21 protein-coding genes are annotated in these 23,631 nt (G+C 58.8%); 11 read left to right on the top strand and 10 right to left on the bottom strand.

From position 1 onward, the window contains the following. Positions 1-3: 3 nt before the first annotated feature. The 3 genes from E1297_RS28095 (at position 4) to E1297_RS28105 (ending at position 4,441) form a co-directional block, all read left to right on the top strand. On the top strand, positions 4-921 hold the full coding sequence (locus E1297_RS28095) for a LysR substrate-binding domain-containing protein (protein WP_155144092.1): 918 nt from the start codon (positions 4-6) through the stop codon (positions 919-921). A 456-nt stretch (positions 922-1,377) separates the two neighbouring features. Further along, complete coding sequence (locus E1297_RS28100) at positions 1,378-3,129, top strand: type I secretion system permease/ATPase (protein WP_155144093.1); 1,752 nt, start codon at positions 1,378-1,380, stop codon at positions 3,127-3,129. 7 nt (positions 3,130-3,136) lie between these two features. Next, on the top strand, positions 3,137-4,441 hold the full coding sequence (locus E1297_RS28105; protein WP_155144096.1) for an HlyD family type I secretion periplasmic adaptor subunit: 1,305 nt from the start codon (positions 3,137-3,139) through the stop codon (positions 4,439-4,441). Between the two features lie 296 nt (positions 4,442-4,737). Here the strand turns inward: E1297_RS28105 and E1297_RS28110 are convergent, their stop codons facing one another. Beyond that, on the bottom strand, positions 4,738-4,893 hold the full coding sequence (locus E1297_RS28110) for a hypothetical protein (RefSeq protein ID WP_244327916.1): 156 nt from the start codon (positions 4,891-4,893) through the stop codon (positions 4,738-4,740). Between the two features lie 114 nt (positions 4,894-5,007). On the opposite strand from E1297_RS28110, the gene E1297_RS28115 reads away from it, so the two are divergent. Next, on the top strand, positions 5,008-5,934 hold the full coding sequence (locus E1297_RS28115; RefSeq protein WP_155144097.1) for a LysR family transcriptional regulator: 927 nt from the start codon (positions 5,008-5,010) through the stop codon (positions 5,932-5,934). Between the two features lie 122 nt (positions 5,935-6,056). On the opposite strand, the gene E1297_RS28120 is transcribed toward E1297_RS28115, so the two are convergent. Then, positions 6,057-6,347, bottom strand: a complete 291-nt coding sequence (locus E1297_RS28120; RefSeq protein WP_155144099.1) for a DUF1330 domain-containing protein — start codon at positions 6,345-6,347, stop codon at positions 6,057-6,059. 204 nt (positions 6,348-6,551) lie between these two features. Beyond that, complete coding sequence (locus E1297_RS28125) at positions 6,552-7,499, bottom strand: LysR substrate-binding domain-containing protein (protein ID WP_155144101.1); 948 nt, start codon at positions 7,497-7,499, stop codon at positions 6,552-6,554. Positions 7,500-7,605: 106 nt separating this feature from the next. Between E1297_RS28125 and E1297_RS28130 the strand changes: the two genes are divergently transcribed. From E1297_RS28130 to E1297_RS28145, 4 genes are all read left to right on the top strand, one after another. Further along, entirely contained in the window at positions 7,606-9,171 is a 1,566-nt protein-coding gene (locus E1297_RS28130) for a trimethylamine methyltransferase family protein (RefSeq protein WP_155144137.1), read from the top strand. 10 nt (positions 9,172-9,181) lie between these two features. Further along, a complete protein-coding gene (locus tag E1297_RS28135) occupies positions 9,182-10,366 on the top strand; it encodes a mandelate racemase/muconate lactonizing enzyme family protein (protein ID WP_155144103.1) in 1,185 nt (394 codons plus the stop codon). Between the two features lie 13 nt (positions 10,367-10,379). Beyond that, on the top strand, positions 10,380-12,419 hold the full coding sequence (locus E1297_RS28140) for an FAD-dependent oxidoreductase (RefSeq protein ID WP_155144105.1): 2,040 nt from the start codon (positions 10,380-10,382) through the stop codon (positions 12,417-12,419). Positions 12,420-12,719: 300 nt separating this feature from the next. Then, positions 12,720-13,559 carry a tryptophan 2,3-dioxygenase gene (locus E1297_RS28145; protein WP_155144139.1) on the top strand — a complete coding sequence of 280 codons (840 nt, stop codon included), beginning with the start codon at positions 12,720-12,722 and terminating at the stop codon, positions 13,557-13,559. A gap of 264 nt (positions 13,560-13,823) precedes the next feature. Here the strand turns inward: E1297_RS28145 and E1297_RS28150 are convergent, their stop codons facing one another. From E1297_RS28150 to E1297_RS28160, 3 genes are all read right to left on the bottom strand, one after another. After that, positions 13,824-14,627: a SapC family protein gene (locus E1297_RS28150; protein WP_155144107.1), complete on the bottom strand. Its 804-nt coding sequence runs from the start codon at positions 14,625-14,627 to the stop codon at positions 13,824-13,826. 147 nt (positions 14,628-14,774) lie between these two features. Further along, positions 14,775-17,147: a fatty acid cis/trans isomerase gene (locus E1297_RS28155; RefSeq protein WP_209016035.1), complete on the bottom strand. Its 2,373-nt coding sequence runs from the start codon at positions 17,145-17,147 to the stop codon at positions 14,775-14,777. An 81-nt stretch (positions 17,148-17,228) separates the two neighbouring features. Then, positions 17,229-17,558: a hypothetical protein gene (locus E1297_RS28160; RefSeq protein WP_155144109.1), complete on the bottom strand. Its 330-nt coding sequence runs from the start codon at positions 17,556-17,558 to the stop codon at positions 17,229-17,231. Positions 17,559-17,849: 291 nt separating this feature from the next. Between E1297_RS28160 and minC the strand changes: the two genes are divergently transcribed. The 3 genes from minC to minE all read left to right on the top strand — a co-directional run bounded on the left by minC (position 17,850) and on the right by minE (position 19,808). Further along, positions 17,850-18,662, top strand: a complete 813-nt coding sequence (gene minC, locus E1297_RS28165) for a septum site-determining protein MinC (RefSeq protein WP_155144110.1) — start codon at positions 17,850-17,852, stop codon at positions 18,660-18,662. Between the two features lie 64 nt (positions 18,663-18,726). Continuing rightward, on the top strand, positions 18,727-19,548 hold the full coding sequence (gene minD / locus E1297_RS28170) for a septum site-determining protein MinD (protein WP_155144111.1): 822 nt from the start codon (positions 18,727-18,729) through the stop codon (positions 19,546-19,548). Beyond that, a complete protein-coding gene (gene minE / locus E1297_RS28175) occupies positions 19,545-19,808 on the top strand; it encodes a cell division topological specificity factor MinE (RefSeq protein WP_155144112.1) in 264 nt (87 codons plus the stop codon). The genes minD and minE overlap by 4 nt, the downstream gene beginning before the upstream one ends. Positions 19,809-19,878: 70 nt before the next feature. Here the strand turns inward: minE and E1297_RS28180 are convergent, their stop codons facing one another. The 4 genes from E1297_RS28180 to E1297_RS28195 are packed head-to-tail and all read right to left on the bottom strand — an operon-like array spanning position 19,879 to position 23,563. Next, positions 19,879-20,577 carry a pseudouridine synthase gene (locus E1297_RS28180; protein WP_155144113.1) on the bottom strand — a complete coding sequence of 233 codons (699 nt, stop codon included), beginning with the start codon at positions 20,575-20,577 and terminating at the stop codon, positions 19,879-19,881. A gap of 2 nt (positions 20,578-20,579) precedes the next feature. Then, on the bottom strand, positions 20,580-21,620 hold the full coding sequence (locus tag E1297_RS28185) for a class I SAM-dependent methyltransferase (protein ID WP_155144114.1): 1,041 nt from the start codon (positions 21,618-21,620) through the stop codon (positions 20,580-20,582). A 60-nt stretch (positions 21,621-21,680) separates the two neighbouring features. Further along, positions 21,681-22,232 (bottom strand): GDYXXLXY domain-containing protein, encoded by a 552-nt coding sequence (locus E1297_RS28190; protein WP_196223424.1) that lies wholly within the window; start codon positions 22,230-22,232, stop codon positions 21,681-21,683. After that, positions 22,229-23,563: a DUF2157 domain-containing protein gene (locus E1297_RS28195; protein WP_155144115.1), complete on the bottom strand. Its 1,335-nt coding sequence runs from the start codon at positions 23,561-23,563 to the stop codon at positions 22,229-22,231. The genes E1297_RS28190 and E1297_RS28195 overlap by 4 nt, the downstream gene beginning before the upstream one ends. Positions 23,564-23,631 lie beyond the last annotated feature (68 nt).

Raw genomic sequence — 23,631 nt, forward strand, 5'->3', positions numbered from 1 at the left:
CTTATGAACAATCTGACAATCAAACAGCTTCGCTATTTCGAGACGCTGGCCCGTACCGCCCATTTTGGGCGGGCCGCGGAAGCCTGTGCCATTTCCCAACCGGCTCTTTCCATGCAGATCAAGGACTTGGAGCGGGAACTGGGGGCGGTGTTGTTCGAGCGTGGGGCCCGCCAGCTCAAACTGACGCAATTCGGAGTTGAGGCTGTGGAACGTGCAAGGGCCATCCTGAGGTCTGTCGAAGATCTGGGCGATCTCGCCCGGGCATCCCGGGAACGCATGGTCGGGCGGTTGCGTATCGGTATCATCCCGACCGTTGCGCCTTACCTGTTGCCGGCGGTCATAGGCGATCTGACCGGCGCGCATCCCGAACTCGATATCAATATCCGGGAAACGACTACGTCGAAACTCATTCAGGAGCTGCATGAAGGGCGGTTGGACACCGCAATTTTGGCGCTCCCGATCTCCGAAGTGTCCTTGGCGGAAAAGCCCTTGTTTTCAGAAAGCTTCGTGCTGGTCCGGCCTGCAGCTCAGGCACGGGATCCCCTGCCGGATTTCCAGGCGCTGCGCGAGATGCGGCTTTTGCTGCTTGAGGAAGGACATTGTTTTCGGGATCAGGCGCTGTCTTTCTGCAATCTGCAGACTGTGGCGCCACGTGAAGTGCTGGATGCCAGCTCGCTCTCGACCCTTGTCCAAATGGTGGCGGCCGGAATTGGTGTGACTCTCATACCGGAGATGGCAGTGCCGGTTGAGACACGCTGCGGCAGCGTGTGCATTGCCCGTTTTGCAGAACCGCAGCCTTCAAGAACGATTGGCATGGTCTGGCGCAAGACCAGTCCGCTGGCGCCTCAGCTGACCGAGATATCGGATTTGGTTCGAAGTGCTGCCGCGAAGTTTTACCAAAAAGACCCCATATCACCCTGAAGGACTGCCGATGGCGCACCGGCGAGGCGCAAGCGTCGTGTTTGGCACATGTTTTTTTCTTTTTTTCATATAGTATTGACCTCCGCATTGTAGGGGGAGAAGACGCGGCGGAATTCTCTTCATAGAAGACCCCTTGCTTGGGATGTCGGCGTGGATGTTAACAACTCATTTTTTGCGGGTGTAAAAATTTACGACGACTAATGATTGCAAATTGAGTGTCTAGCGGGTACTCAGCTCCGTGCCATAATTGGGCCTATGTTGCCCAATAGGTCACGCCGCTTCGAAGGTAGACCTGCAAATACGTGAGTGCTTGTTAGTGTTGGACAATAACAGGCAGTGGAGTAAGTTCCGATCGATCGGACCGCGGCGCGAGCATGTCGCCCTACGGTCGGAAACACGGCGGGAACCTGACGCGCTCGGGCCGAGCGGCAACTGAACGAAAGATAATAGGGTCACATGGGCGCACAATCTCCACTTGGCACTGCGATAACCAAATTTCGATCAATTCTCGGCACGACCGTCGTTTTCAGCTTTTTCATCAATCTTCTGATGTTTGTCGGCCCGCTTTATATGCTGCAGGTCTACGACCGGGTTTTGACCAGCCGGAACGATACGACCTTGATCTTGCTGACCCTGATCGCGGGCGCCATGCTCGCCGTCTACGGCGTGCTGGAATTCGTACGCTCCCGGTTGCTGGTCCGCTCCGGGGTACAGTTTGATGAAGTTCTTGCCCAACCGCTGTTTCACCGTGTTTTGAAGGGGACGTTGCAGCAACCGGGGGGCAAGGCAAGCTTTGCCTTGACCGACATTGACCGGCTGCGCGAATTCCTGACAGGAAACGGCCTTCTGGCAATCCTCGACGCACCCTGGGTGCCGATCTTTCTGGCCGTCTGTTTTGTGTTCCACCCGCTCATTGGCCTCGTCGCGACATCTGGCGCGGTTGTGATTTTCCTTCTGGCGCTGGCGAACGAATTCACCACAAGCAAGCCTTTGAAGGAAGCCGGTGCCGCATCCCAGGCGGCCAATCACTTCGCGAACACGACACTTCAGAACGCGGAAGTGATCAAGGCGCTCGGCATGGAAACGGCCTTGCGTGAAAAATGGCAGGACAAGCACCGCGATGTTCTGGCGCTTCAGGCAAAGGCAAGTGACCGGGCCGGCGCGGTGATGTCGACGTCCAAATTCGTACGGATGCTTCTTCAGGTCATGATCCTGGGAACGGGTGCCTATCTTGTGCTCATCAACGAGGTCTCGCCCGGCATCATGATCGCGTCCTCGATCATGATGGGCCGGGCATTGGCTCCGGTGGAACAGACCGTTTCCCACTGGAAGCAGTTTGTTGCCGCACGGTCTGCCTATGCCCGCCTGACCGGTCTGTTCGAAAAGGTTCCGGCTGATCCTCCGCGGACCGATTTACCGGCACCGACCGGCGCGCTTTCGGTCGAAAACCTCGTTTCCATGGTGCCGGGGACACGGACCACCATTTTGAACGGCGTCACCTTTGCGCTGAGTCCTGGGGAAGTTCTGGCGGTCATCGGGCCGAGCGGTGCGGGGAAATCCAGCCTTGTGCGGCATCTTGTCGGCGTCTGGAGCGCCTTTAACGGGACGGTTCGTCTGGACGGTGCGGAACTGGTTCATTGGGACCCGGAACGATTGGCCCGCTATATCGGTTACCTGCCGCAGGACGTGGAATTGTTTTCGGGGAGCATTTCCGAGAATATTGCCCGTTTCCAGAACGGAGAGGACGAGGAAGTCGTCAGTGCCGCCAAACGGGCGGGCGTCCACGAGATGATCCTCGAGCTGCCGCAAGGCTATGACACACAGATCGGTGAGGGCGGACGGACACTGTCCGGCGGTCAGCGGCAGCGCATCGGTTTGGCGCGGGCAATGTTCCGCGAACCGAGACTGATCGTTCTGGATGAACCGAACTCAAACCTCGATTCGACTGGCGAGGAAGCCCTGATGGGAGCCATCCAGTCCATGAGGGAATCCGGCTCGACAGTGATTTTTGTTAGCCACAAGGCCAATTTGCTGGCATTATCTCAAAAAGTGTTGGTGCTGAACAAAGGGCGCGTTCAGGCATTTGGTCCGACACAGCAGATCATGCAGTCGCCGTCGAAATCTGCGCAGCCCGAAATTTCGGCACAAAGTCAGCGTAAAGATCTGGGACCGCAAGCGACTGCAGCGTTGCAGGGTTCCAATCGTTGAGAGCAAGATGACATCTGAGAAACCGAAAGACCTGAGCCCGCGGCCATTTATCATCGCCGGCTATCTTGTTATTTTCATAACCTTCGGGGTATTGGGCGGTTGGGCGGCAACCGCGCCGCTCGACAGCGCGGTGATTGCACCGGGTGTCTTGAGCGTGGAAAGCTCGAAAAAGGTGGTCGACCACCTCGAGGGCGGTATCGTAAAGGAAATCCTTGTCAAGGATTCTGACCAGGTCAAGGCGGGGGATGTTCTGGTCCGTTTGAGCGAGATTGAGTCTCAGGCAAATTCCTCCATGTTGAACACGCGGCTGTTGATTGCCCGTGCCGAGCTGGCGCGGCTTGAAGCCGAACGGTCCAATTCCGACAAGCTCGAGTTTCCCGAGGACATCAGAAGTTCCCAGGACGTTCGCATCAAGTTTGCGATGAAGGCTCAGGAAGATCTGTTCAAGGACCGCGTATCGGTGCGCGACAGTCAGATCGGCATCCTGCAGTCGAAGGTGGAACAGCTGAAGAACCAGATTCACGGGCTTGAACTTCAGCGCGATGCGGCCAAACAGGAAATCGACCTGATTGCAGAGGAAGTGACCCGGCTTCAAACCGGTACAGACAAAGGGGTTGTTTCCACCAACCGGCTCTCTGCGTTGCGCCGCGAACAAGCACAATTGAGCGGTAACTACGGGCGTCAGGTTGCTGAAATTGCGCGGACGCAGGAGTCCGTCAGTGAAAACGAACTGGAAATCGTCCGGATCAAGCAGAGCTTCAGCGAGCGCGCGGCAACCGAGCTGGGCGACGTTCGTCAGGAACTGGCCGAACTCGAAGAACAGGAGGTCGTTGCAGCGGACGTGCTTGACCGTACTGAAATCCGCGCACAGGTGGACGGCATTGTTCAGAACATGAAGATCCACACCATCGGCGGCGTTGTCCGTCCGGGTGATCCGATCATGGAAATTGTTCCGACCGATGATGACATCGTGATCAACGCAAATGTCCGCACGCTCGATATCGACAATATCCATCCCGGCATGGATGCGGAAGTCCGGCTGTCGGCCTTCACCAGCCGCTACCTGCCGACGGTTTACGGCAAGATCGAGTATGTTTCACCGGATGCGATTCAGCCGGAAAACCAGAACCAGGAGCCCTATTACCTGGCACGGGTCGTGGTTCCGGAAGACCAGATTCCGGACGAATTGCACGGGCGCTTGACTCCGGGCATGCCGGCGGAGGTGATCATTCCGACTGGCGAGCGGACCGTGGTGCAATACCTCATCAAGCCACTTGAGGACGCTGTTCGCAAGAGTATGCGCGAGGAGTAACCACCGCGCCGCATACGTGCCCATTGCGGACTTGAATGGGCCAGGCTCTTGCAGCTTTTTCACGCTGCCCCGCCGGGGCAGCGTTTTTCTTTTAATGAGGGCTCAATCTCAGAGACCTCTGCATATCGTTGGTCCGAGCAGCTGAACGCGCCAATTCTGCCCATCATCATCTATTTGGGATGGAGATGAAGTGTTCACTAAACGCCTTTCAAGACGCATTATGCTTCAAAGGCCTTACCTGAGAAAAAGCGCTTACACTTGAGTAGCTTGCATTGTGTTGCACTTCGCGCTCGAATTCACCATTCCGCCTTGTCGGTGACATGCTCACCGCAATAGGCTTCGGTGAACCCGAGCTCGTCCGCCAGAAGGAAGGCCTCGCGATCTTCCTGCAAGGTGAGCCGCCAATCCTTGTCCATAGGATGGATCGGCATGGTGAAGAACCCCAGTTCCATCGGCCTGCTCCTCAAAAGGCATGCAAATTACGTAAGGGCAGATTAGGACGTGGGGGGTGTTCAGGAAAATTATAAGTACTAAGCTTGCCGGCAAGATATTGAAATGGGGGATGGATGATCTCGCTCCGGCAGATGAAGTCGGTTGTTGCGGTTGCCGAAGAAGGGTCCTTTACCCGGGCGGCCTCGCGCGAGCATGCCACCCAGTCCGGCATTTCCCAGCATGTAACCGCTGCCGAGGAGAGCCTCGGCGTTCGGCTGTTCGAGCGCGCGGCCGACGGTGTTGTGTTGACCGCAGCGGGTGAGCGTTACTATTGCAAGGCGCTTCAGGTTCTGCATCTGGCTGAAGAGGCCGTTCTCGAGGCGCAGGCGGAAAAAGGTATCTTGTCCGGCCCGGTAAGAGCCGGGATCATGCCGGTGCTGGCACAATCGGCGCTGGCTCCGGCTCTTGAGCGCGTAGCGGATCAACATCCGAATGTTAAACTGCAGGTCATTGAAAGCTACAGCGGTGTTCTGACCGAGCGGGTCAGGGCAGGAGATCTCGACTTTGCCATCGTGCCCGCTTGTGGCAAGGAGAGGGGGCTAAAGACCAGCCCGATTGTCCGGGACCGGGAGATGCTGGTTGGGGGCGCCAAAAGCGGGATTGATCACGAGAAACCGGTCCGTTTGCAGGATTTGGCGCCTCTGAAACTGATTACGCCGACTGCAGCCAACGTGCGGAAAGCCCGGATTGAAGAATACCTGATCAGCCACGGCGTTCAGGTTGCCAGCTTGCTGGAAATCGATGCCATGTTGGGGACGCTTGATCTTGTGGCGAGGAGCGACTGGGTCACGATTCTGCCCAGTGTGATTTGTGCGCCCGATCTTGCGGGCGGCTCGCTCCGGGTTGCTCCATTGACGGCTCCGCCTCTTTATCTTGACCTTGTCCATATCGAACCTGCTCGCCGCCCGCTTTCGCCGCAGGCTGGCGTATTCTTGCAGGAACTCTGCGGGGAAATCAGCAGCCTGATCTGGAAGCCGGGAAATACGGACAGCCTCTCATAATTTCGGGAAACACGGGTATGCTCATTGAGGTCCCCTATTCACGCGGCAAGGATACGCTCAAACGCGGGCGCTGTGCGTGGCCGTCCTGTTCCCGGAACGTTTACAGACCATGGCGTTTCTTCCTATGAAGCGACCATGACGGTCTCGACCTCGCCTGCTCCGTTTGCCCGCCGATAGGCTGCCGCCTGTTGGTATTCCTCGGACCGGAAACAGTTGATCCCGGCTTCCATGGTCGGGAACTCGATGATGACAAACCGGCGGAAATGCTCCGGTCCCTCCATGATCTCGAAATTGCTGCCACGTGCCAGAACCTTCCCGCCATGCTTTTCGATGATCGCCGGAACGAGGTCGCTGTATTTCTTGTATTCGACCGGATCGTTGATCCTGGCGCGGGCCATCCAGTAAGCGGGCATGGGGGGTCTCCAAAAATCGGTGCTCATGCAATCATCGTAAGGCAATCCGCTCGGAGATTGGTACGATGGCAATCACCGAGCCGGCGGTTGCGGGCAGGATGCTTCAACTGCAACAAAAACGCAAAACCCGACGGCTCCCGGTATCCTGCCTTACAGCCATCAAACCTCGATTGCGCGGGACCGGGTGAAATGCCGGTGCCCTTTTCACAAGATCCGGGCCATGCGTTCAAGGCCTGTGACACCTTTCGCAGGGCTCTGTGCCAGGATCCAGTCCCGCACTGACTGGCATGTCTGCGGCAGGGGTTTGTGTTCCGGCCAGATAAGCGAGAAACCGTTTCCGGTGCGATAGCAGTGAGAGGTTACCTGCTGCAGCCGCCCGGTTTGAAGAAAGCCTTCCACGAGATGGCGCCAGCCAAGGGCAATCGCATCGCCATCAAGTGCCATCTGCAAGACGGCAACATATTCATTTGCCCGTGTTCCGCGTACCGGATTGACCTCCGGAATACCGGCTGACGCCAGCCATTCCTTCCATGTTGCTGCATGACGGTAAGGCTCGTCGAGATGCGCCAGATGGTGATCCAGAAGCTCCCATGGCATTTCCGGAACACCGTACGCGGCCAGATAGCCCGGTGATGCGACCGCGACAACCTCCTCGGCAGCAAACTCTGTCGAATTGTATCCCGGCCAGGTTTCGGGCCGCCCGCCGCGAATGCCTAGCGGAATGTCCTCCGAAACGATATCAAGATCCCGGTCGGCCGTATGGAGCCGCAACTCGATGTCCGGCAATTCGGTGCGCATGCGCTGCAGGCGCGGTGCGATCCAGAGTGTGGCAAAGGCAGTGGAGACGGACAGCGTCACGACGTTGCTGGCAGGCTTCAAACGTGCTGCGTCGATCCCGTGCGCCAGTTGAAGAAGGTTGCGGCCAACATCGTCATGGAGCCTCCGTCCGGTGTCCGTGAGAGCGACGGTGCGATGCCCTCTCGTGAATAGCGGCTGCCCGATATCTTCTTCCAGAGCCTTGATTGCGTAGGAAACCGCCGACTGCGTCATGGCAAGCTCCTCGCCGGCACGGGTAAAGGACCCAAGCCGCCCCGCAGCCTCGAAAACCACGAGACTTCGAAACGACGGAAGCAGTCTTCGAAGATTTGGCATGAATTTATTTTATGCAAAAGATGACGATTTTCAAGGATCACAAATGATCCGTCCGAGCGCACTATCAAAAAAGGAGATATCAAGGGAGGCCGTCATGCCGGGTGCAATGGACGTCGATCAACAGACCGAAAGCGAAGCCTTCAAACCCGCCACGCGCTCCGGTGGCCGCAAGGCCCGCAAGGCCAAGCGCGCTCATGGACCGGTTGCCCACGGACGGCCCTATATCAGCCGGAACCTGCCCCCCTATGATGCCCTGTCGGAAGACAATCTTGTGCGGATCGAGCAGGCGGCTGAAAAGCTTCTGGCTGAGAAGGGGATCGACTTTCGCAATGATCCCGAAACCCTTGAGCTTTGGAAAAAGGCCGGTGCCGACGTCAATGGCGACAGGGTCCGTTTTCCCGAGGGGCTCTTGCAGGAGATCCTCAAGACCGCACCAGCCCAATTCACCCAGCACGCACGCAACCCGGCCAACACAATCGAGATCGGCGGCGGGAATGTGGTGTTTGCACCATCCTATGGCAGCCCATTCGTGATGGACCTGGACAAGGGGCGGCGCTACGGAACCATCGAGGACTTTCAAAACTTCATCAAATTGGCGCAATCCTCGCCGTGGCTGCATCATTCGGGCGGCACGATCTGCGAACCGGTCGATATCCCTGTCAACAAGCGCCATCTCGACATGGTGCTCGCCCACATCACATTGTCGGACAGACCGTTCCTCGGTTCGGTCACCGCACAGGAACGCGCAGAAGATTCCGTCGACATGGCCCGCATTCTGTTCGGCGCCGGCTTTGTCGAGAAAAACTGTGTGATCATGGGCAATCTGAACGTCAATTCCCCGCTGGTCTGGGACGGCACCATGACATCGGTCATGCGCGCCTATGCAAGGGCCAATCAGGGCACGGTGATCGTGCCCTTCATTCTGGGAGGGGCCATGGGGCCGGTCACGACCGCTGGCGCGATTGCACAGGCACACGCGGAAACCCTTGCCGGATGCGCGCTCTCCCAGCTGTTCAGGCCGGGCGCACCCGTTATTTATGGAAATTTCCTCTCGTCCATGAGTCTGCGCTCCGGCTCCCCGACTTTCGGCACTCCGGAACCCGCCCACGGGTCTCTGGTTGTCGGTCAACTGGCGCGGCGGGCAAAACTACCGCTTCGATGCGCCGGGAACTTTACCACATCGAAACTGCCCGACGCGCAAGCGATGAACGAGGGCACCATGTCGATGTTGTCCGCCATTCACTGCGGCGCGAATTTCGTCCTGCATTCCGCCGGCTTCCTCGATGGCCTGCTGTCCATGTCCTATGAGAAGTTCATGATGGACGCGGATTTTTGCGGCGCGCTTCACACCTATCTCGACGGTGTCACGGTGGATGACAATGCGCTTGCCATCGAGGCTTATGATCAAGTCGGTCCCGGAGAGCACTTTTTCGGCTGCGACCACACGATCAAGAACTACCAGACCGCCTTCTTCGACAGTTCTCTTTCCTGCAACCTTCCCTATGAGACCTGGTCCGAGGCGGGATCGGTCGATGCGGCAACACGTGCCAACACAGCCTGGAAGGAGACGCTTGCAGCCTATGAAGCGCCTCCCCTCGACAGCGGTATCCGTGCCGAACTGGAAGACTTCGTCGCCCGCAAGAAGGCGTCGATGGAAGATCGCTGGTACTGAGGACACGGCCATGAAGATCACCAATATCCGCGTTACCCATGTCAACGTCCCCTTCGACGCACCGTTCTGGTGGACAGGCGGGCTCTATCCCGGGGCGTCTAAATCCATCATCGAGGTTGAAACCGACGAGGGCGTCACCGGGCTCGGCGAAGCGCCGTGGTATCATTTTGGCGAAGTGATCAAGGCGGAGATTGCCCCGGCCCTGATCGGTGCAGATCCGTTCGATATGGCCGCCTGCGAAAGCCGCTGCGTACCGCCCTGGCAGATCACCGCAAACACTGGTGAAGGCGCTGCCTCAGTCGCGTTCGGGGCAGTGGAACTTGCTCTTTGGGACATTCGCGGCAAGGTCTTCGACATGCCGCTCTACAAGCTTTTGGGTGGTGCGGTGCGCAAGAACATCGCCTTTTCGGAGTATTTTTCGTTCCGGCCCGAACACAATGGCGCGGGCGGGGAAATGAGCCCGGAAGCCGTCTGTGCCTATTGCGAGAAGATGCGCGACGAGCACGGCTCGACCATTTTTGAAGGCAAACTGATCCTCGGCGACCCGGAACTTGAAATTGAAACCGTCCGGCTCCTGCGGGAAACGCTCGGGCCGAAAGCCCAGATCAAGCTTGATTCCAACATGCAGTATTCGCTGACGACCGCCCGTTGGCTCTTGCGGGAACTCGAACCCTTCAACATCCGCAACTACGAAGATCCGGTGGCGACCTTTGAGGACATGGCAGCTCTCAGACAGCACAGTTTCATACCGTTTTCGACCCATGTCCCGGACCTCAAACGCGCGGTCGCCCTTGGAGCCCCGGACAATTTCGTCTGCAATTTTGCAGCCCTTGGCGGCATTTCCAAAACCCTGAAATTCATTGCCGCCTGCGAGGCCATGGGCAAGGGGTTCTGGTGCTACTCCAATGATCTGGGCATCATGACCGCCGCTTATCTGCACGTTTCTGCAGCGGCCCCCTTGATCTGCGAGGCGTCCCAATCCCTGTTCCGCTGGCAGATCGGCGACGTGATCAGGGGCGGCCCCTTCCGTCAGACCAACAATGTCATTCCGGTCCCCGAGGGCCCGGGTCTCGGCGTGGAACTCGACCCTGCCGCCATGAAACACTGGGCCGCGCATTTTGCCGAGAACGGGCCGATGAGCCATTTCCATGATCCGGCAAACCCGCATCGTCACCGCACCCTTCCGCTGAACTGACCGGAGTGCATCAATGTCCCAAGATCCCCTGTTGCAACCCTTCCAGCTCAAGCACCTCACCTTGAAGAACCGGGTGATGACGACCAGCCACGAACCGGCCTACCCGGAAGAGGGCATGCCCAAGGAGCGTTACCGCGCCTACCACGTCGCGCGGGCCAAGGGCGGGATCGCCCTGACAATGACAGCAGGTTCTGCCGCTGTCAGCCGGGATTCCCCGCCGGTGTTCAACAATATCCTGGTCTGGAAGGACGAGGTCGTGCCGTGGATGCGGGCACTTGCGGACGAATGTCACGAGCATGGCGCTGCCGTGATGATCCAATTGACTCATCTCGGCCGCAGAACCCGCTGGGACAAGGCCGACTGGCTCCCCGCTGTCTCGACCGATTATGTCCGCGAGCCGGCCCACAGGGCCTTTTCCAAGAAAATCGAGGAGTGGGATATCAAGCGCATCGTCCGCGACTTCGCAGATGCGGCGGAGCGGATGAAAGCCGCCGGTCTGGACGGGATCGAGCTCCAGGCCTACGGCCACCTGATGGACCAGTTCTGGTCGCCAAAGGTCAACCGGCTCGACGCTCCCTATGGCGGCGATCTGACCAACCGGATGCGGTATACATTCGATGTGCTCAAGGCGATCCGGGAGCGGGTCGGCGACGACTTCATTGTCGGCATGCGATGTGTGGCCGACGAGGATTTCGAAGGCGGGATCACACGCGAGGAAGGCATGGAGATCTGCCGCCGCTTGAAGGCATCCGGCATGGTCGACTTCCTCAATATCATCCGTGGGCATATCGACACCGATCCGGGATTGACCGACGTCATTCCGATCCATGGCATGAAATCCGCGCCGCATCTGGACTTTGCCGGAGATGTCCGCAAGGAAATCAGGTTTCCCGTGTTTCACGCAGCCCGTATCCCCGATGTCGCGACCGCCCGCCATGCCATTGCCGAAGGCAAGATCGACATGGTCGGCCTGACCCGGGCTCACATGACCGACCCCCATATTGTCCGCAAGATCGTGGAAGGCCGCGAACACGACATCCGTCCTTGCGTCGGTGCGAATTACTGCCTTGACCGGATCTATCAGGGGGGCATGGCCCATTGCATCCACAATGCCTCGACAGGCCGCGAACATGAACTGCCGCACGAAATCCCGCCTGCCGCTGAAAAGAAACGGGTGGTGGTCATCGGTGCCGGGCCTGCGGGTCTGGAAGCAGCCCGCGTGGCCGCAGAACGGGGCCACGACACAACGGTTTTTGAAGCCGCAGGTGAGCCCGGCGGGCAAATCCGCCTGCTGGCACAATCCAAACGCCGGGCCGAACTGATCGGCATCATCGATTGGCGCTACGCGCAATGCACCCGCCTGGGCGTTCAATTCCGTTTCAACACCTGGGCCGAGCCGGACATGGTCCAGAATCTGGCCCCGGATATCGTTGTCGTTGCGACCGGCGGCTATCCGAAGACGGAAGGTTTGAGGCACGGCGACGATCTGGTCATTTCTGCCTGGGACATCCTGTCAGGCGATGTCAAACCCGGACGTGAGGTTCTTGTCTTTGACGAAGCGGGCGACAATGTCGGCCTGCAGGCGGCTGAAAAAATCGCAGACAGTGGCGCAGAGGTCGAGATCATGACCGCCGACCGGTCGTTTGCCCCGGAAGTCATGGCCATGAACCTCACACCCTATATCCGCGCCTTGCAGAAAAAGAACACGCGCTTCACGGTGACCTACCGCCTTGACGAGGTGCGCCGGGACGGAAACCGGCTCGAAGCGGTTATCGGGTCGGACTATGGCGGCATTGCTGAAACCCGCTCCTATGACCAGATCGTGGTCAATCGCGGCGTCACGCCAATGGACGAGCTCTATTTTGATCTGAAATCCGCGTCCCGAAACCACGGCGAGGTTGATTACGGCGTTCTGGTCAATGGCAGCGGCGCCCTGTTCCCGAAAAACAATCCGGAAGGCGGTTTCGATCTTTACCGGATCGGCGATGCCGTTTCCTGCCGCAACATCCATGCGGCGATCTACGACGCCCTGCGATTCGGGGTCCGTTGCTAGAAGGTTCGAAGTAACACGCGCTCAAAGCCGGATAGACTGCAAACGCCTTTCCCGGATACACCGCCCGTTCAGGAAAAGCGCGATTTGGAACCTGGTCGCGCCGCAACAAACCGGTCAGGAAGTGATTGGTGGCGGAAAACAAGATTGCTGGGCTTCCCTGCAGGTGTCCGTTCGCCAGAGCTGGTCCAGACAGCGCTGGCGGGCAAACCCTATTCAGGGTATCTCCTGTTCCAAAACACAGGGTTGCTCAATGTTAAATCTGACGAGGATGCCGCCCTGAAAACTCCGAAAGGAACAGGGATGAGCTCGAACGCCTATAACCCCGGTGACGATGGGGCCAAAATGTCCTTCAAGTCGGACATGTCCTATGGCGACTACCTGCATCTTGATGAACTGCTATCCCAGCAGCAACCGCTGTCGGATGCCCATGACGAAATGCTGTTTGTCATCCAGCATCAGACCAGCGAACTCTGGATGAAGCTTGCCATCCACGAGCTGAGTGCTGCGCGCGAGGCCCTGATTTCCGGCGACATGGCGACGATGTTCAAGATGCTGGCGCGGGTTGCACGGATTTTCGAACAGCTCAACAGCGCCTGGGACGTGTTGCGCACGATGACACCGGCGGACTACACAAGGTTCCGCGAAACACTGCTGCGCTCGTCGGGCTTCCAGTCCTATCAGTATCGCCTGATCGAGTACCTTCTGGGCAATCGCAATCCGAACATGCTCAAGCCCCACGCGCATGATCCCAAGACCCATCAGATTCTTTTGGCCGAATTGGCGCGGCCAAGCTTCTATGACGAGGTGGTCCGGCATTTGTTCGTCACGCTGGACGGCCACGACCGGAACCTGCCCGCACCGCAACTGGATGCACCTCACAACGCCAATCCAGAAATCATGGCACGCTGGAAAACGGTTTATGAGAACATCGAGGCGCATTGGTCCCTCTACGATCTCGCCGAGAAGCTCGTGGACATCGAAGACTATTTCCGCCGGTGGCGTTTCAACCATGTCACGACGGTGGAGCGGGTAATCGGCTTCAAGCGGGGCACCGGCGGCACTTCAGGCGCTGATTACTTGCGTCAAATGCTGAGCGTGGAGCTGTTTCCGGAGCTGTGGCATGTGAGAGGCGAACTGTAACGGTCTCGTTACCTGCCTGCAGTCGCGCCTGTTCGGTTTGAAAGAAGGCAACACCGGCTGAAAGGGTGCCATGGCCGGGCTTCGGCGGGATGAAGACCGTTGCCGGGCGTCCTTGCGCTGATCCGCGTCTTGGCCAGACAGGGATTTCCAGTTGGTCAGGACCGGGTCCGGTTTCACCATGCTTGCATGCAGGGGCCGTGCATCTGGCGTGTCTCGCCAGCGGCACGAAATGGCCAAACCGGACGGTCTTTGGTGTTGCCGACGTTATCCGTCGATGCCGAATTTCGACCAGTCGATGGTCTCGCTGTCGGTCAGAGACTTGGTGAGTTCCGGCACTTGCGGGGTTTCCTTCGACATCAGGGCCGACCTCTGGGCATGGGCTTCGGCGAGGCGCGCAAGCAGCTGGAGGTGCTGCATCGACAGGAGATGCGCATAGATCAGCGGCAGCGCGCCGGACCGGCGGACTTCTTCAAAGTCTTCCGCTGAAAGCTTGTTCAGGGCTTCCTCGTTGATCCGGAAGAGCCCTTCAAGGGTCTGCGCACCTTCCGATGTTTTCACTGTCACCGGCCAGTCGATGAACAGGTTCTTGGAAGCCAGCATGTCACAGACTTTCGCCGTTGCATTCCGGTTCCGGTAGGTGGTGCCGAGAAAGTCGAGGATCTTTGACAGTTCCTCGGACATGCTGCCGTCTTCATTGAAAAACGGTTCGCCATCGGGACCCTCCGTGATCAGCCCGCTGTCCTCGTCGATGCACAGCAGTTGATTGCCGTTTTCCGTCTGACCGATTCGAAACGGAAATCCGCGGAATGTGGCCGGTGTGTAGCCGCCGATCCAGCGCCCGTCGGGTCCGACATAAAGGTTTTTGCCCGCCTCGATCCCCAGGACCGCGGCCGGAAAGAAAGCCTCCCCGTTTTTCAGGAACCCGACCGGAAACGCGTGGACCGCCTTCGGGAACTCCGCAGCCACGATGGGAGCAATCGCCTGGCTTCTGGCGAAATCATAGTTGTTGAACCGAAGCCAACGGCGGTTCTGATGCCGCTCCCGGGAAATGGGCTGAATATCCGCCATGAGACAGTCCTTTTGAAATCAATAAGTGGGTGCAGGTTTATCCCGAACGCAGAGCTGTTTCCAGCCGCAGAAATATGGCGATTTCTAGAGCGAATGCCACATGATAAACAGGCTTGTCCGTTTTGCGATACCAGATGCCGGAGGGCGTCACGGGTCCTTGTAGCGGTTGAGGTCGAGCAAACCGGCCTGCAAGGCGTTTTGGGTATTCAGCGCTGCCTGTACCGTGTCGGTTGTTGCCCAGAAATCGCTGTCTGCCCGGCGGACGCCATAGGTCTTGATAAAATCAAGGTAATCCTCCTTGTTTGCGACTTTTGCAAGGCTCTGGACAAACGCATCCAGTCGGTCTTCGGCGACCTTGAAATAGAAGTTCGGATAGCTTCCGAATTGGCCCGGCACGATGGTCATCGTGTCGTTCCCGGGTTCCCTCCGGTCGTCTTCGCGAAACAGGAATGCCACGTTGCTGTGGGCCTTGTTGTGCACCAAAGTAAAAATGCCGGGTTCCTCCGTGCCGGACGTCACGATCAGAACCGAAAGGTCCGGCATGAAGCGCACGAACGGGGCCGTCATGCTGGCAAGCGGCCTCAGTTTTCCCGGCATGGAGGAGCTGGCTGCGCATTCTTCTGCGCTGCATCGGTTGATCGGGTCTTCGACGGGCCAAAGACCGTTGCCCCGCTCAAGCAGTGTTTCCAGAAACTCCGCCTTCGGATGGCGGGTTTGAAAACCGATTCCGGTTGGCGTTGTTGTGTCGAGCGGTTGTTCCCGGACCCAGTCAAGCACCGTGACCAAAGGCCCGTGATACCACCTGTCATGATAGGTTTCGCGGACATCCGGCGGCATGAATGCGAGAAAATTGCGTTCGCCTTCCCGGCGCAGACTGTCCATGTAGAACCGGGTGGTCAATTGATGTTCGACATTTCCGAACACGTCAAATCCGGCAACCAGATCGTAGTAGATCCTCTCAAACAAGGGGAAGTCGATCACCCAGGCGGTTTCCGGCGTGCCGCCGGCAAAGCCAGTAATCACAGAGGCATTGTCGAAATTCCGGAAGACGGTCAGATGCGCCTGGTCGTTCTCGCCATCTCCGTCCCAGACGTCCGGATAGGCCGGGCCGCCTTGAAAGGCGGGATTGGAGCGGTATTCAGCGTCACGCAGTTTTGCATATTCGATCGGACCATCGTCCAGAAAGCTCCGGAACCTGTCTTCCAGCCCCTTGTCGGACAGGGCGACAGGCAAATCGAGCAGGGGAGTTATCTTCTTGAGATAGTCTGCATCCTGCACCGAAAGATCCGCATCCGGGTCCATGAACGACACCCAGAACCGGTCTTCAATGACGTTCACCGCGACTTGCCCGTAACAAACGGGACCACGGATGAAACTGCGCACAAAGAACAGCGCATCATCCAGAAGAAACTGATACCGGCCTTTTGCCGGGAGTGCCTCAAAGGTCGAAAACGGATTGCCGCCCGCACTGCTGGAATAGGGCGGGAGCCGGTCAATCACCCAGTCCGCATCGAAAAACAGGTCCTGATACCGTTGAAGACGCTGCGGGCCGATTTCGTAAACGACATGTTCCTTGTGCAGGATTGTTCCGTCGATCGGAACAATCCTGTATGTGAACGGGCCGCCCGGATCGTCGAAAGGCCGGCGCGTCGGGATTTCGATTGGCGGCTGGCCTGCCGGTGTTTTTGACCGGATAAGCTTGAAGAAGCGGTGCGCCGAAGTCCCCTCAATGTGGAGATGTGCCAGGAACAGGTGTTCGTAGAGATAGCGTGCCACCAGCTGCTGGCGCAGGTCCTTGTTGTTCAGGAAGGCTTCGATGGAAGCGATTTTTTCTGCAATCGGTTGAGGGATCGGTTCACTCTTTTCCGGAAGGCTCGCGCCGCTTTTCGCCCAGGCAATCAGCCGATCGTATTCCGGGCCCGCCAGGGCCGCCATTCCATAGGGCATGCCGCCGAGGGGGTGATCCTTTCTGTAGTCGGCCAGTTCGGCAGGTGCCGGGCACGCCAGTTGCCGCTTCAAGTCGAGATCGACTTCCTTCGGCAGGGGCCGGTCACCAGGAACGGGATTCGCACGTCCAAGCTCAAGAAGCGCGACCAATGCGGACGGAAAGGCATCGGGATCGGCCGGGTCGCGCAGAACGGGAAAAAACCCCTTATCCCGCCACGCCTGTTCTCCATGGGCGTCAATGCCCAGACGTGTCAGTTGGGCGTCTTCAAGGCGGCTGGAATCGTAGACCCGTTCCTTGCTCGCACCGCGGACCACCCCGTCTGGGGACGACAATTTGAGCTGGCACGGGGCGTCATAGCAGCCGTGGCAGACCACGCAGCGTTTTTCGACCAGGGCCGGAATGTTCGACCAGTTTTTTTCAGTGCTGGCCCGGGTCTGATCTGTTGCAGACGGCCGAAGGGGATAGGCTCCGGTCAAATTATCCGCTTCGGACGATCCGCTGTCGCAGGCGGTAAGGAGAAGTGCGGTGAGTACTGCGCAAACTGTCCGAAACAGGTTTTTCGATCTTGGCATAGCTTTCCGCCCGATTGATTGTTCTGACTGTAGCCTATCGGGCTCTGATGGCGTCAAGTCCGGCCCGCGGCGCTCTTGCGCCTAAAGGACTGCTCGCGCAAGGGCTGTTACCGCAATCGCGGCGATGGCCCCTCTTTGTCCCTCGCCTTGCAGGGTCAAATCAGGCGGTACGATCTCGGCATTGTTCAAATCGCTTACGGTGAGATTGTCGAGGTCGGCGGATTTGGCGGCCTCTTCGGCTGCAACGCGAATGGAATCAGACAACGCAATCATCGCGTACCACACTTCGCGGGGCGGGCTTTCAGGCAATGTACACCAGCGGAGAACCGTGCCGGGTGCAACATTGAGGTAAACGGCTGCATCTTCAGTGGTCAGGCCGCACAGGGTCATGACTGCCTTGAAATTGGTCATTTGCTTGCCTCCGTTTCGTCGAGGACCAGCGGAACAGATTTGATGTTGCGGTGCAATATGGCAAAAGCTTGCAGTTTGCGACTTGGGCGGACCGCGCGGAGAAACTTGTGACTTCAAATTGAAGCTTGGCCGGAAAACCATCGTGAAAACTGATTAAGACAAGTGAGCTGGCGCATAAAATCGGCGTTATATCAGTGGAAAACGGTCTGGAGCCCCATTGTCTTGGTCTGTCGATGTTAGCTTTGTGTATGATTCTTTAACACCGTAACGGAATGGTCCGCGAGCGCCTGAATGAAATTCAAGGGAAAATCCTTCATCGCCATCGTGCTGACACCGGATGAACCGTATGAAACCTGGTTCGCCGAGATTGATCGCATCATTTCACGGTCTCCCGGATTTTTCATCGACCGGCCAATCATTCTGGACGTCCGCGGCAAAAAGATCCCCATTGAGGATCTCGAAGCGGTGCTCAAGGGCATGTCCGAGCGCAATATCCGGGTCATGGGCATTGACGGTATCGCCGGAACGCGGCTGAAACCGGGAATGCCACCGAGCTTTTCCGGCGGACGGCTGGCCTCCGATGTCGAGGTGCCGGATGCTCCTGAAACGGGGCAGAAATCCAATGGCGTCACCAAACCGGCAAAAAATGACGCTTCCGAACAGGTTGCGTCGAAGACAGCCAGGAAGACCAAGGCCGCCAGGGCTGCGGTGAAAGAAGAGCCCGAAGCGGCCGGGGACGCAGACGCCATCAAGGCGCAAGCGTCCAGTACGGAGGTGCAGTCGATCCTGATCAGCGAGCCGGTCCGGTCCGGACAGAGCATCATGCACCCGACCGGGGACGTCACGGTGGTCGGTTCCGTGAGCTCGGGTGCCGAAATCATCGCAGGCGGATCGATCCATGTTTACGGCACGTTGCGCGGGCGTGCCCTTGCAGGTGTCTCGGGCAATGAGGCGGCCCGGATCTTCTGCTCCAAGCTGGACGCAGAACTCGTTTCGATCAACGGCCTGTACAAGGTCGCGGATGATTTTGACGAGAACATACTGAACGCCGCGGCACAAATCCGGTTCGAGGACGAGAACCTGGTTTTTGAGAAACTGAACTGATTGGAAGCCGTGCGCCAGGGTATGTGGCGGCGGATGGAAACGTTAACACGATAGGGATATGGCAATGAGCAACGCCACAGTCATCGTGGTCACGTCGGGTAAGGGCGGTGTGGGGAAAACGACTTCCTCTGCAGCCATCGCCTCCGCTCTGGCCAAGGAAGGATACCAGGTTTGCGCGATTGATTTCGATGTCGGCTTGCGCAACCTCGACCTGATCATGGGGGCCGAACGCCGGGTCGTGTTCGATCTGGTGAATGTTGTTCGCGGGGAAGCCTCGATCAAGCAGGCTCTGGTGCGCGACAAGAAGCTCGACAATCTTTATCTCCTGCCCGCCTCTCAGACACGTGACAAGGACGCGCTCACCGAAGAGGGCGTTGACAAGGTCATCAGCGAGTTGCGGATGTATTTCGACTGGATTGTCTGCGACAGCCCGGCCGGCATTGAACGGGGCGCGACACTGGCCATGCGTCATGCGGACGAGGCCATCATTGTGTCCAATCCGGAAGTCTCGTCCGTGCGCGATTGTGATCGCATTATCGGGCTGCTGGATTCGAAGACGATGGTCGCCGAACAAGGCAACCGCATGCCCAAGCACCTGCTGATCACGCGCTATGATCCGGAGCGGGCCAAGACCGGCGACATGCTCGATGTCGATGATGTGGTGGATATCCTGTCGGTGCCGCTGATCGGCGTTGTTCCGGAAAGCAAGGACGTTCTCAAGGCGTCGAATGTCGGCCTGCCGGTCACGCTTTCGGATGAAAACTCGCCGGCTTCCAAGGCCTATACCGAGGCAACACAGCGTATGCTGGGCTCGGATATACCCGTAACCATCCCCACCGAGAAAAAGGGCTTTCTCGGCAAACTGTTCAAGGGGAGGGCGGCATGAACTTCATGAGTTTCTTCGGCAAGCGGGGCGAAAGCGCCTCGGTTGCCAAGAGCCGGCTGAAGATACTTCTCGAACATGAAAGAGCCAATGACGGCTCCGACGCGGCCTTGATATCGTCGCTGCGCGAGGACATTCTCGAAGTGGTGAAAAAACGGATCGAAATCGACCCGGATGCGGTGCGGATCGACATGGAACGAGACGGCGATGTCACCACACTCGGGATCGATATAGAGCTGCCCGCTTCGGGGGACCGGGCCTGATAGCGTTTCCTGAAAAGGCCGGCCCGAGCGCCGGCTTTTTCCATTTCGGGAACGGAAACCTTTACCCGCTCTAGGCGAAAATGGCCGCCTTGTCCTCCGGACCCAATAGCCGCCATTCTCCTTCCGGCAATCCATTGAGACCAAGCGCACCGATCTGCGTGCGCTTGAGATCCGTGACATGATTGCCGACGGCTGCGAACATGCGCCGGACCTGATGATACCGGCCCTCATGCAGGATCAGGCGGGCATGGGTCGGGCCGATCACTTCGAGGTCTGCCGGTTTGAGCGGTTTGGTCTCACTGTCCAGCATCATTTCGCCCGACGCGAAAATCTCTGCCTCGGTCCCGGTCAGGGGCCGGTCGAGCGTTGCCTCATAGACTTTTGGGACCTCGGATTTCGGCGCAATCACCTGATGCAGGAAGGTGCCGTCATCGGTGAAGAGCAGCGCACCGGAAGTTTCCTTGTCGAGCCGTCCGATGGTGGACAGGACCGGTTTGCGCAGGCGGAAACGGTCCGGCAGCAGGTCGTAGACCAGCTTGCCCTGATCCTTGATCGAGCAGGTGTAGCCGAGCGGCTTGTTCATCAGGAGAACCATGCCTTGCGGCGGGTCCAGAGGGTCATCGTCGAACAGGATGTCCTCATGCGGCAGCTGGCTGTCCGATTTCAGCGGGTTGCCGTGGCGGTCCGTGACCCAGCCGTTCCTGATCGCCTTCTGGATTTCCTTCCGGCTGCCATATCCGAGATTGGCAATCAGTTTCACGAGCCTCATTGTCAGTGCCCCTTGCCCTTGATCGCCCGGATTACCTTGTAGCCGCCTTCATCCGCGATGATCTCGAAGCTTGCAAATGCCTCGGAAAGCGCGTGCTCGTAAGGCAGATGACGGTTGGCGACCATCCAGAAGCTGCCGCCGGGCTTCAGGCCGCGCGCAGCCGAACGGATGAAGCCCTGACCGGTGTCCGGCCGGTCCGCCTTGCCGGTTTGATGGAAGGGCGGATTGGAGACGATGAAATCGTAGAGACCCTCGATCCCCCTGGTGACATCCGACCAGATCCCTGTGAGTGTCTTCTTGCCCTTGAAGGCGGCGAGGTTCTGCTCTGCCAGGTCCAGCGCGCGCTTTTCCGCTTCATAGACATCGATACCGGACACTTTCGGCGCATTTTCGAGAACGGTTCTGGTGAGAAACCCGAAACCGGCACCGAGATCGGCTCCCTTGCCGCTCAAGGTGTCGGGCAAATGCTGCGCCAGCAAGGCCGAAGCCGGGTCGATCCGGTCCCAGGCAAAGACGCCGGGGCGGCTGAGATAGGCCCCGTCCAGAACCGGGCGGACAGCATCCAGAGCCTGCCAGCTTTCGAGAAGGTCCGGATCCAGCGTGGCGCCGTCTTTTTCGGCCCAAAGAACCCGGCATTTGTGCTTGGAGAGCTTGTCGGCGGTGCCGAGCAAGGCGCCGAAATCCGTTTCGAGGGACTTTGCCCCTTCGGTATTGGGCGCGGCAGCAAGGATGACGGCCCCGGGTTTTGCCTTGGCAACGGCGCGGGCCAGCTGGGCGCGGGCTTCCTGCCGCTGGCGGCCGGGCAGAAGCAGGACGGCATCGAAGCCGGTCTCACGGGTTTCGGCCGTTACGTCATGTCCGGCGGCTTGCAAGGCATCCCGGTCCGGCGCGAAGCTTTGTTCGCACACAAGGCCGGACCGGCCAAGCGCTGTCAGCGCGCGTCCGGCTCTTGCCCTTGAAAACAGCACCCTTGCCGGTTCGGGCAAATCGACAAAGCCGTTTTCAATCGGCAAAACGAGGGCGTCGAGCGCGGGGTCGGACATGAAGGGCCTTTTGTGAAGAGAGACGAGTTGAGGCGCTCTTACTCCCTGACGCGGCTCACGTCAAAACAGGGCGTCTGAACGATAGGTCTTGTCACCGGCCTCCAGTGTGACCGGCAGCGACCGGCCGTCCTTGGCAAGTGCCACCTCCAGTGTCATGCGCCCGCGCGGCTGGTTTTCAATATCCTTGCCGTCTCCCTCTGGCAAAAAGAACGCATCAATCCCGTAGTCGACCCGAATGTGGTCGCGGCGCACGGAGACAACCTTGCCCGCTATCGCAAGATCCCCGGCCTCGGCGCGTGCCCGTGTGACGCTGACCGGTGTGGCCGGGTTTTTGCCGTGGTCGGCGAGCCCGACATAAACCTGCTCTCCGGGCGTGACGCCAGCAGCACCGGGAACATCCTTGGAGATTTCACTGATGGCGAGGTTGATGACAACATAATCGCCGCGCAACAGATCGCGCGGATCGACCGGTGCAACTGCCAGCGGCACCGTTTCGCCGGTCATCTGGACGTCGAGCCGCTCGGCCAGCGGCACCGCGATCAGGCCAAGCTGAATGACGGCCAGCAGGCCCCAGCGCAAGAAGGGGGAGCGGGGGAAGGACAACCGGCTCATGCGCCGCCTCCCGCGGAACCGCGGCGCAACAGTTTTGCGGCACCAAAGGCGAGTGCGAGCAGCACAAGCCCTGCGATCAGGAAGAACAGCGACTGGTCCAGAAGCGACCCGATCGTGACATGGAGCAGCCAGAGGAAGGCCGCCGTCAGACCGGCATAGCCGCACAGGGTCCAAAAGGCATTGCCGTACCACGTCCCGACAAGACTGATCAGGATCAGGGCCGCAAGGCACAGGACCGAGACTACAATCACGCCAAGGTTCAGCAAGGGCGAAGCGACTGCGAGCAGGCCGAGCAGCACGGCGGCAAAAACCGGCCGGGGCTTGGCGGTTTTGAAAGAGAGCACGAAGCCAGCCGCGCACAGCAGGATTGCAAGCCCGACGGTGACGGAAACAGGCGCAATGCCCACCGTGTTGATCAGGCCGGTATCCGAAAATTCCTGTTCTGCGACCAAAGCCAGTACAACGAGCCCCGAGAGAATGGCGAAGCCGACGTCCTGTAACGAATGCAGCATCAGCCATCGCCCGTGGCTGCGGTCGGGGTAGTCGCTGGACCATTTGACGAACAGATCGCCCACCTGTGCCAGCTGGATGAGTATGCCGGCAAGACCGGCAAAGCCAAGCATCGGAACCGCGACCAGAAGAGCATCATGAGCCGTCTCCAGATCGACTGTGTCGCTCAGCCACCGGCCATAGGCCGTCAAAAGCAGAAGCGTTGCCGCCCAGCGGCCGATTCGCATGGGAAAGGCGACCGGATGCAGTAGGATCGCGACCAGTATGGCAAGACCCAGCAGGCTTTCGCTTGTAACTTCGGGACCAAGATCGGTCCGCCCGACCTGCCAGAGAACAGCTGCGATTGCCGCGACCACCAGCGAGGCGCGCGAGCCCGTGATCCAGGCAGCGGCCAAGGCCCCCAGAGACACCAGAAAGGCGCCGCCTGCCCAGTCGGCCGGCAAGTGAAAGATCTGGCCGACCAGGGCCATGCCGCCGACAAAGACGAGCGTCGCGAACGCGGTTGCAAGGTCGGCAATGCTTTTCCTGCCGCTCCTTGCGGCAAAAGCGGCCGCCAGATTGGCGGCGATTACGATCGCGGCAATTCCCGACAGCTTGGCCATCCGCGGAATGCCGTCCCAGTTGGCGGCAATAAAGGCAGCCAGTGCCAGGGCAACACAGACGATCCCGATACCGGCCAGAACCATGGGCAGCCGCGTCCGGCCATCATCGTTTTCGACGGACGTAAGAATCTTCCCGGCTCCGCTGGAGGAGACCCAACCCTGATCAACCCAGTCTTCCAGATCCTGCTTCAGGCGCCGCTTGTAGAGAATGTCGAACATGACCCGCTTTTTCGTTTGTCCCTGAAGACATAGCCGAGTTTATGTCCCCGGAACAATGGGCTCCTTCG

Source organism: Roseibium sp. RKSG952 (assembly GCF_009711355.1).

Bases quoted from the DNA above. Each gene is read 5' to 3' on its own strand.
- E1297_RS28100 (WP_155144093.1), top strand. From the start codon at position 1,378: ATGGGCGCACAATCTCCACTTGGCACTGCGATAACCAAATTTCGATCA.
- E1297_RS28130 (WP_155144137.1), top strand. From the start codon at position 7,606: ATGGACGTCGATCAACAGACCGAAAGCGAAGCCTTCAAACCCGCCACG.
- E1297_RS28115 (WP_155144097.1), top strand. From the start codon at position 5,008: ATGATCTCGCTCCGGCAGATGAAGTCGGTTGTTGCGGTTGCCGAAGAA.
- E1297_RS28180 (WP_155144113.1), bottom strand. From the start codon at position 20,577: ATGAGGCTCGTGAAACTGATTGCCAATCTCGGATATGGCAGCCGGAAG.
- E1297_RS28160 (WP_155144109.1), bottom strand. From the start codon at position 17,558: ATGACCAATTTCAAGGCAGTCATGACCCTGTGCGGCCTGACCACTGAA.
- minE (WP_155144112.1), top strand. From the start codon at position 19,545: ATGAACTTCATGAGTTTCTTCGGCAAGCGGGGCGAAAGCGCCTCGGTT.
- E1297_RS28095 (WP_155144092.1), top strand. From the start codon at position 4: ATGAACAATCTGACAATCAAACAGCTTCGCTATTTCGAGACGCTGGCC.
- E1297_RS28105 (WP_155144096.1), top strand. From the start codon at position 3,137: ATGACATCTGAGAAACCGAAAGACCTGAGCCCGCGGCCATTTATCATC.
- E1297_RS28135 (WP_155144103.1), top strand. From the start codon at position 9,182: ATGAAGATCACCAATATCCGCGTTACCCATGTCAACGTCCCCTTCGAC.
- E1297_RS28125 (WP_155144101.1), bottom strand. From the start codon at position 7,499: ATGCCAAATCTTCGAAGACTGCTTCCGTCGTTTCGAAGTCTCGTGGTT.
- minD (WP_155144111.1), top strand. From the start codon at position 18,727: ATGAGCAACGCCACAGTCATCGTGGTCACGTCGGGTAAGGGCGGTGTG.
- E1297_RS28190 (WP_196223424.1), bottom strand. From the start codon at position 22,232: ATGAGCCGGTTGTCCTTCCCCCGCTCCCCCTTCTTGCGCTGGGGCCTG.
- E1297_RS28195 (WP_155144115.1), bottom strand. From the start codon at position 23,563: ATGTTCGACATTCTCTACAAGCGGCGCCTGAAGCAGGATCTGGAAGAC.
- E1297_RS28140 (WP_155144105.1), top strand. From the start codon at position 10,380: ATGTCCCAAGATCCCCTGTTGCAACCCTTCCAGCTCAAGCACCTCACC.
- E1297_RS28120 (WP_155144099.1), bottom strand. From the start codon at position 6,347: ATGCCCGCTTACTGGATGGCCCGCGCCAGGATCAACGATCCGGTCGAA.
- E1297_RS28155 (WP_209016035.1), bottom strand. From the start codon at position 17,147: ATGCCAAGATCGAAAAACCTGTTTCGGACAGTTTGCGCAGTACTCACC.
- E1297_RS28150 (WP_155144107.1), bottom strand. From the start codon at position 14,627: ATGGCGGATATTCAGCCCATTTCCCGGGAGCGGCATCAGAACCGCCGT.
- E1297_RS28110 (WP_244327916.1), bottom strand. From the start codon at position 4,893: ATGGAACTGGGGTTCTTCACCATGCCGATCCATCCTATGGACAAGGAT.
- E1297_RS28185 (WP_155144114.1), bottom strand. From the start codon at position 21,620: ATGTCCGACCCCGCGCTCGACGCCCTCGTTTTGCCGATTGAAAACGGC.
- E1297_RS28145 (WP_155144139.1), top strand. From the start codon at position 12,720: ATGAGCTCGAACGCCTATAACCCCGGTGACGATGGGGCCAAAATGTCC.
- minC (WP_155144110.1), top strand. From the start codon at position 17,850: ATGAAATTCAAGGGAAAATCCTTCATCGCCATCGTGCTGACACCGGAT.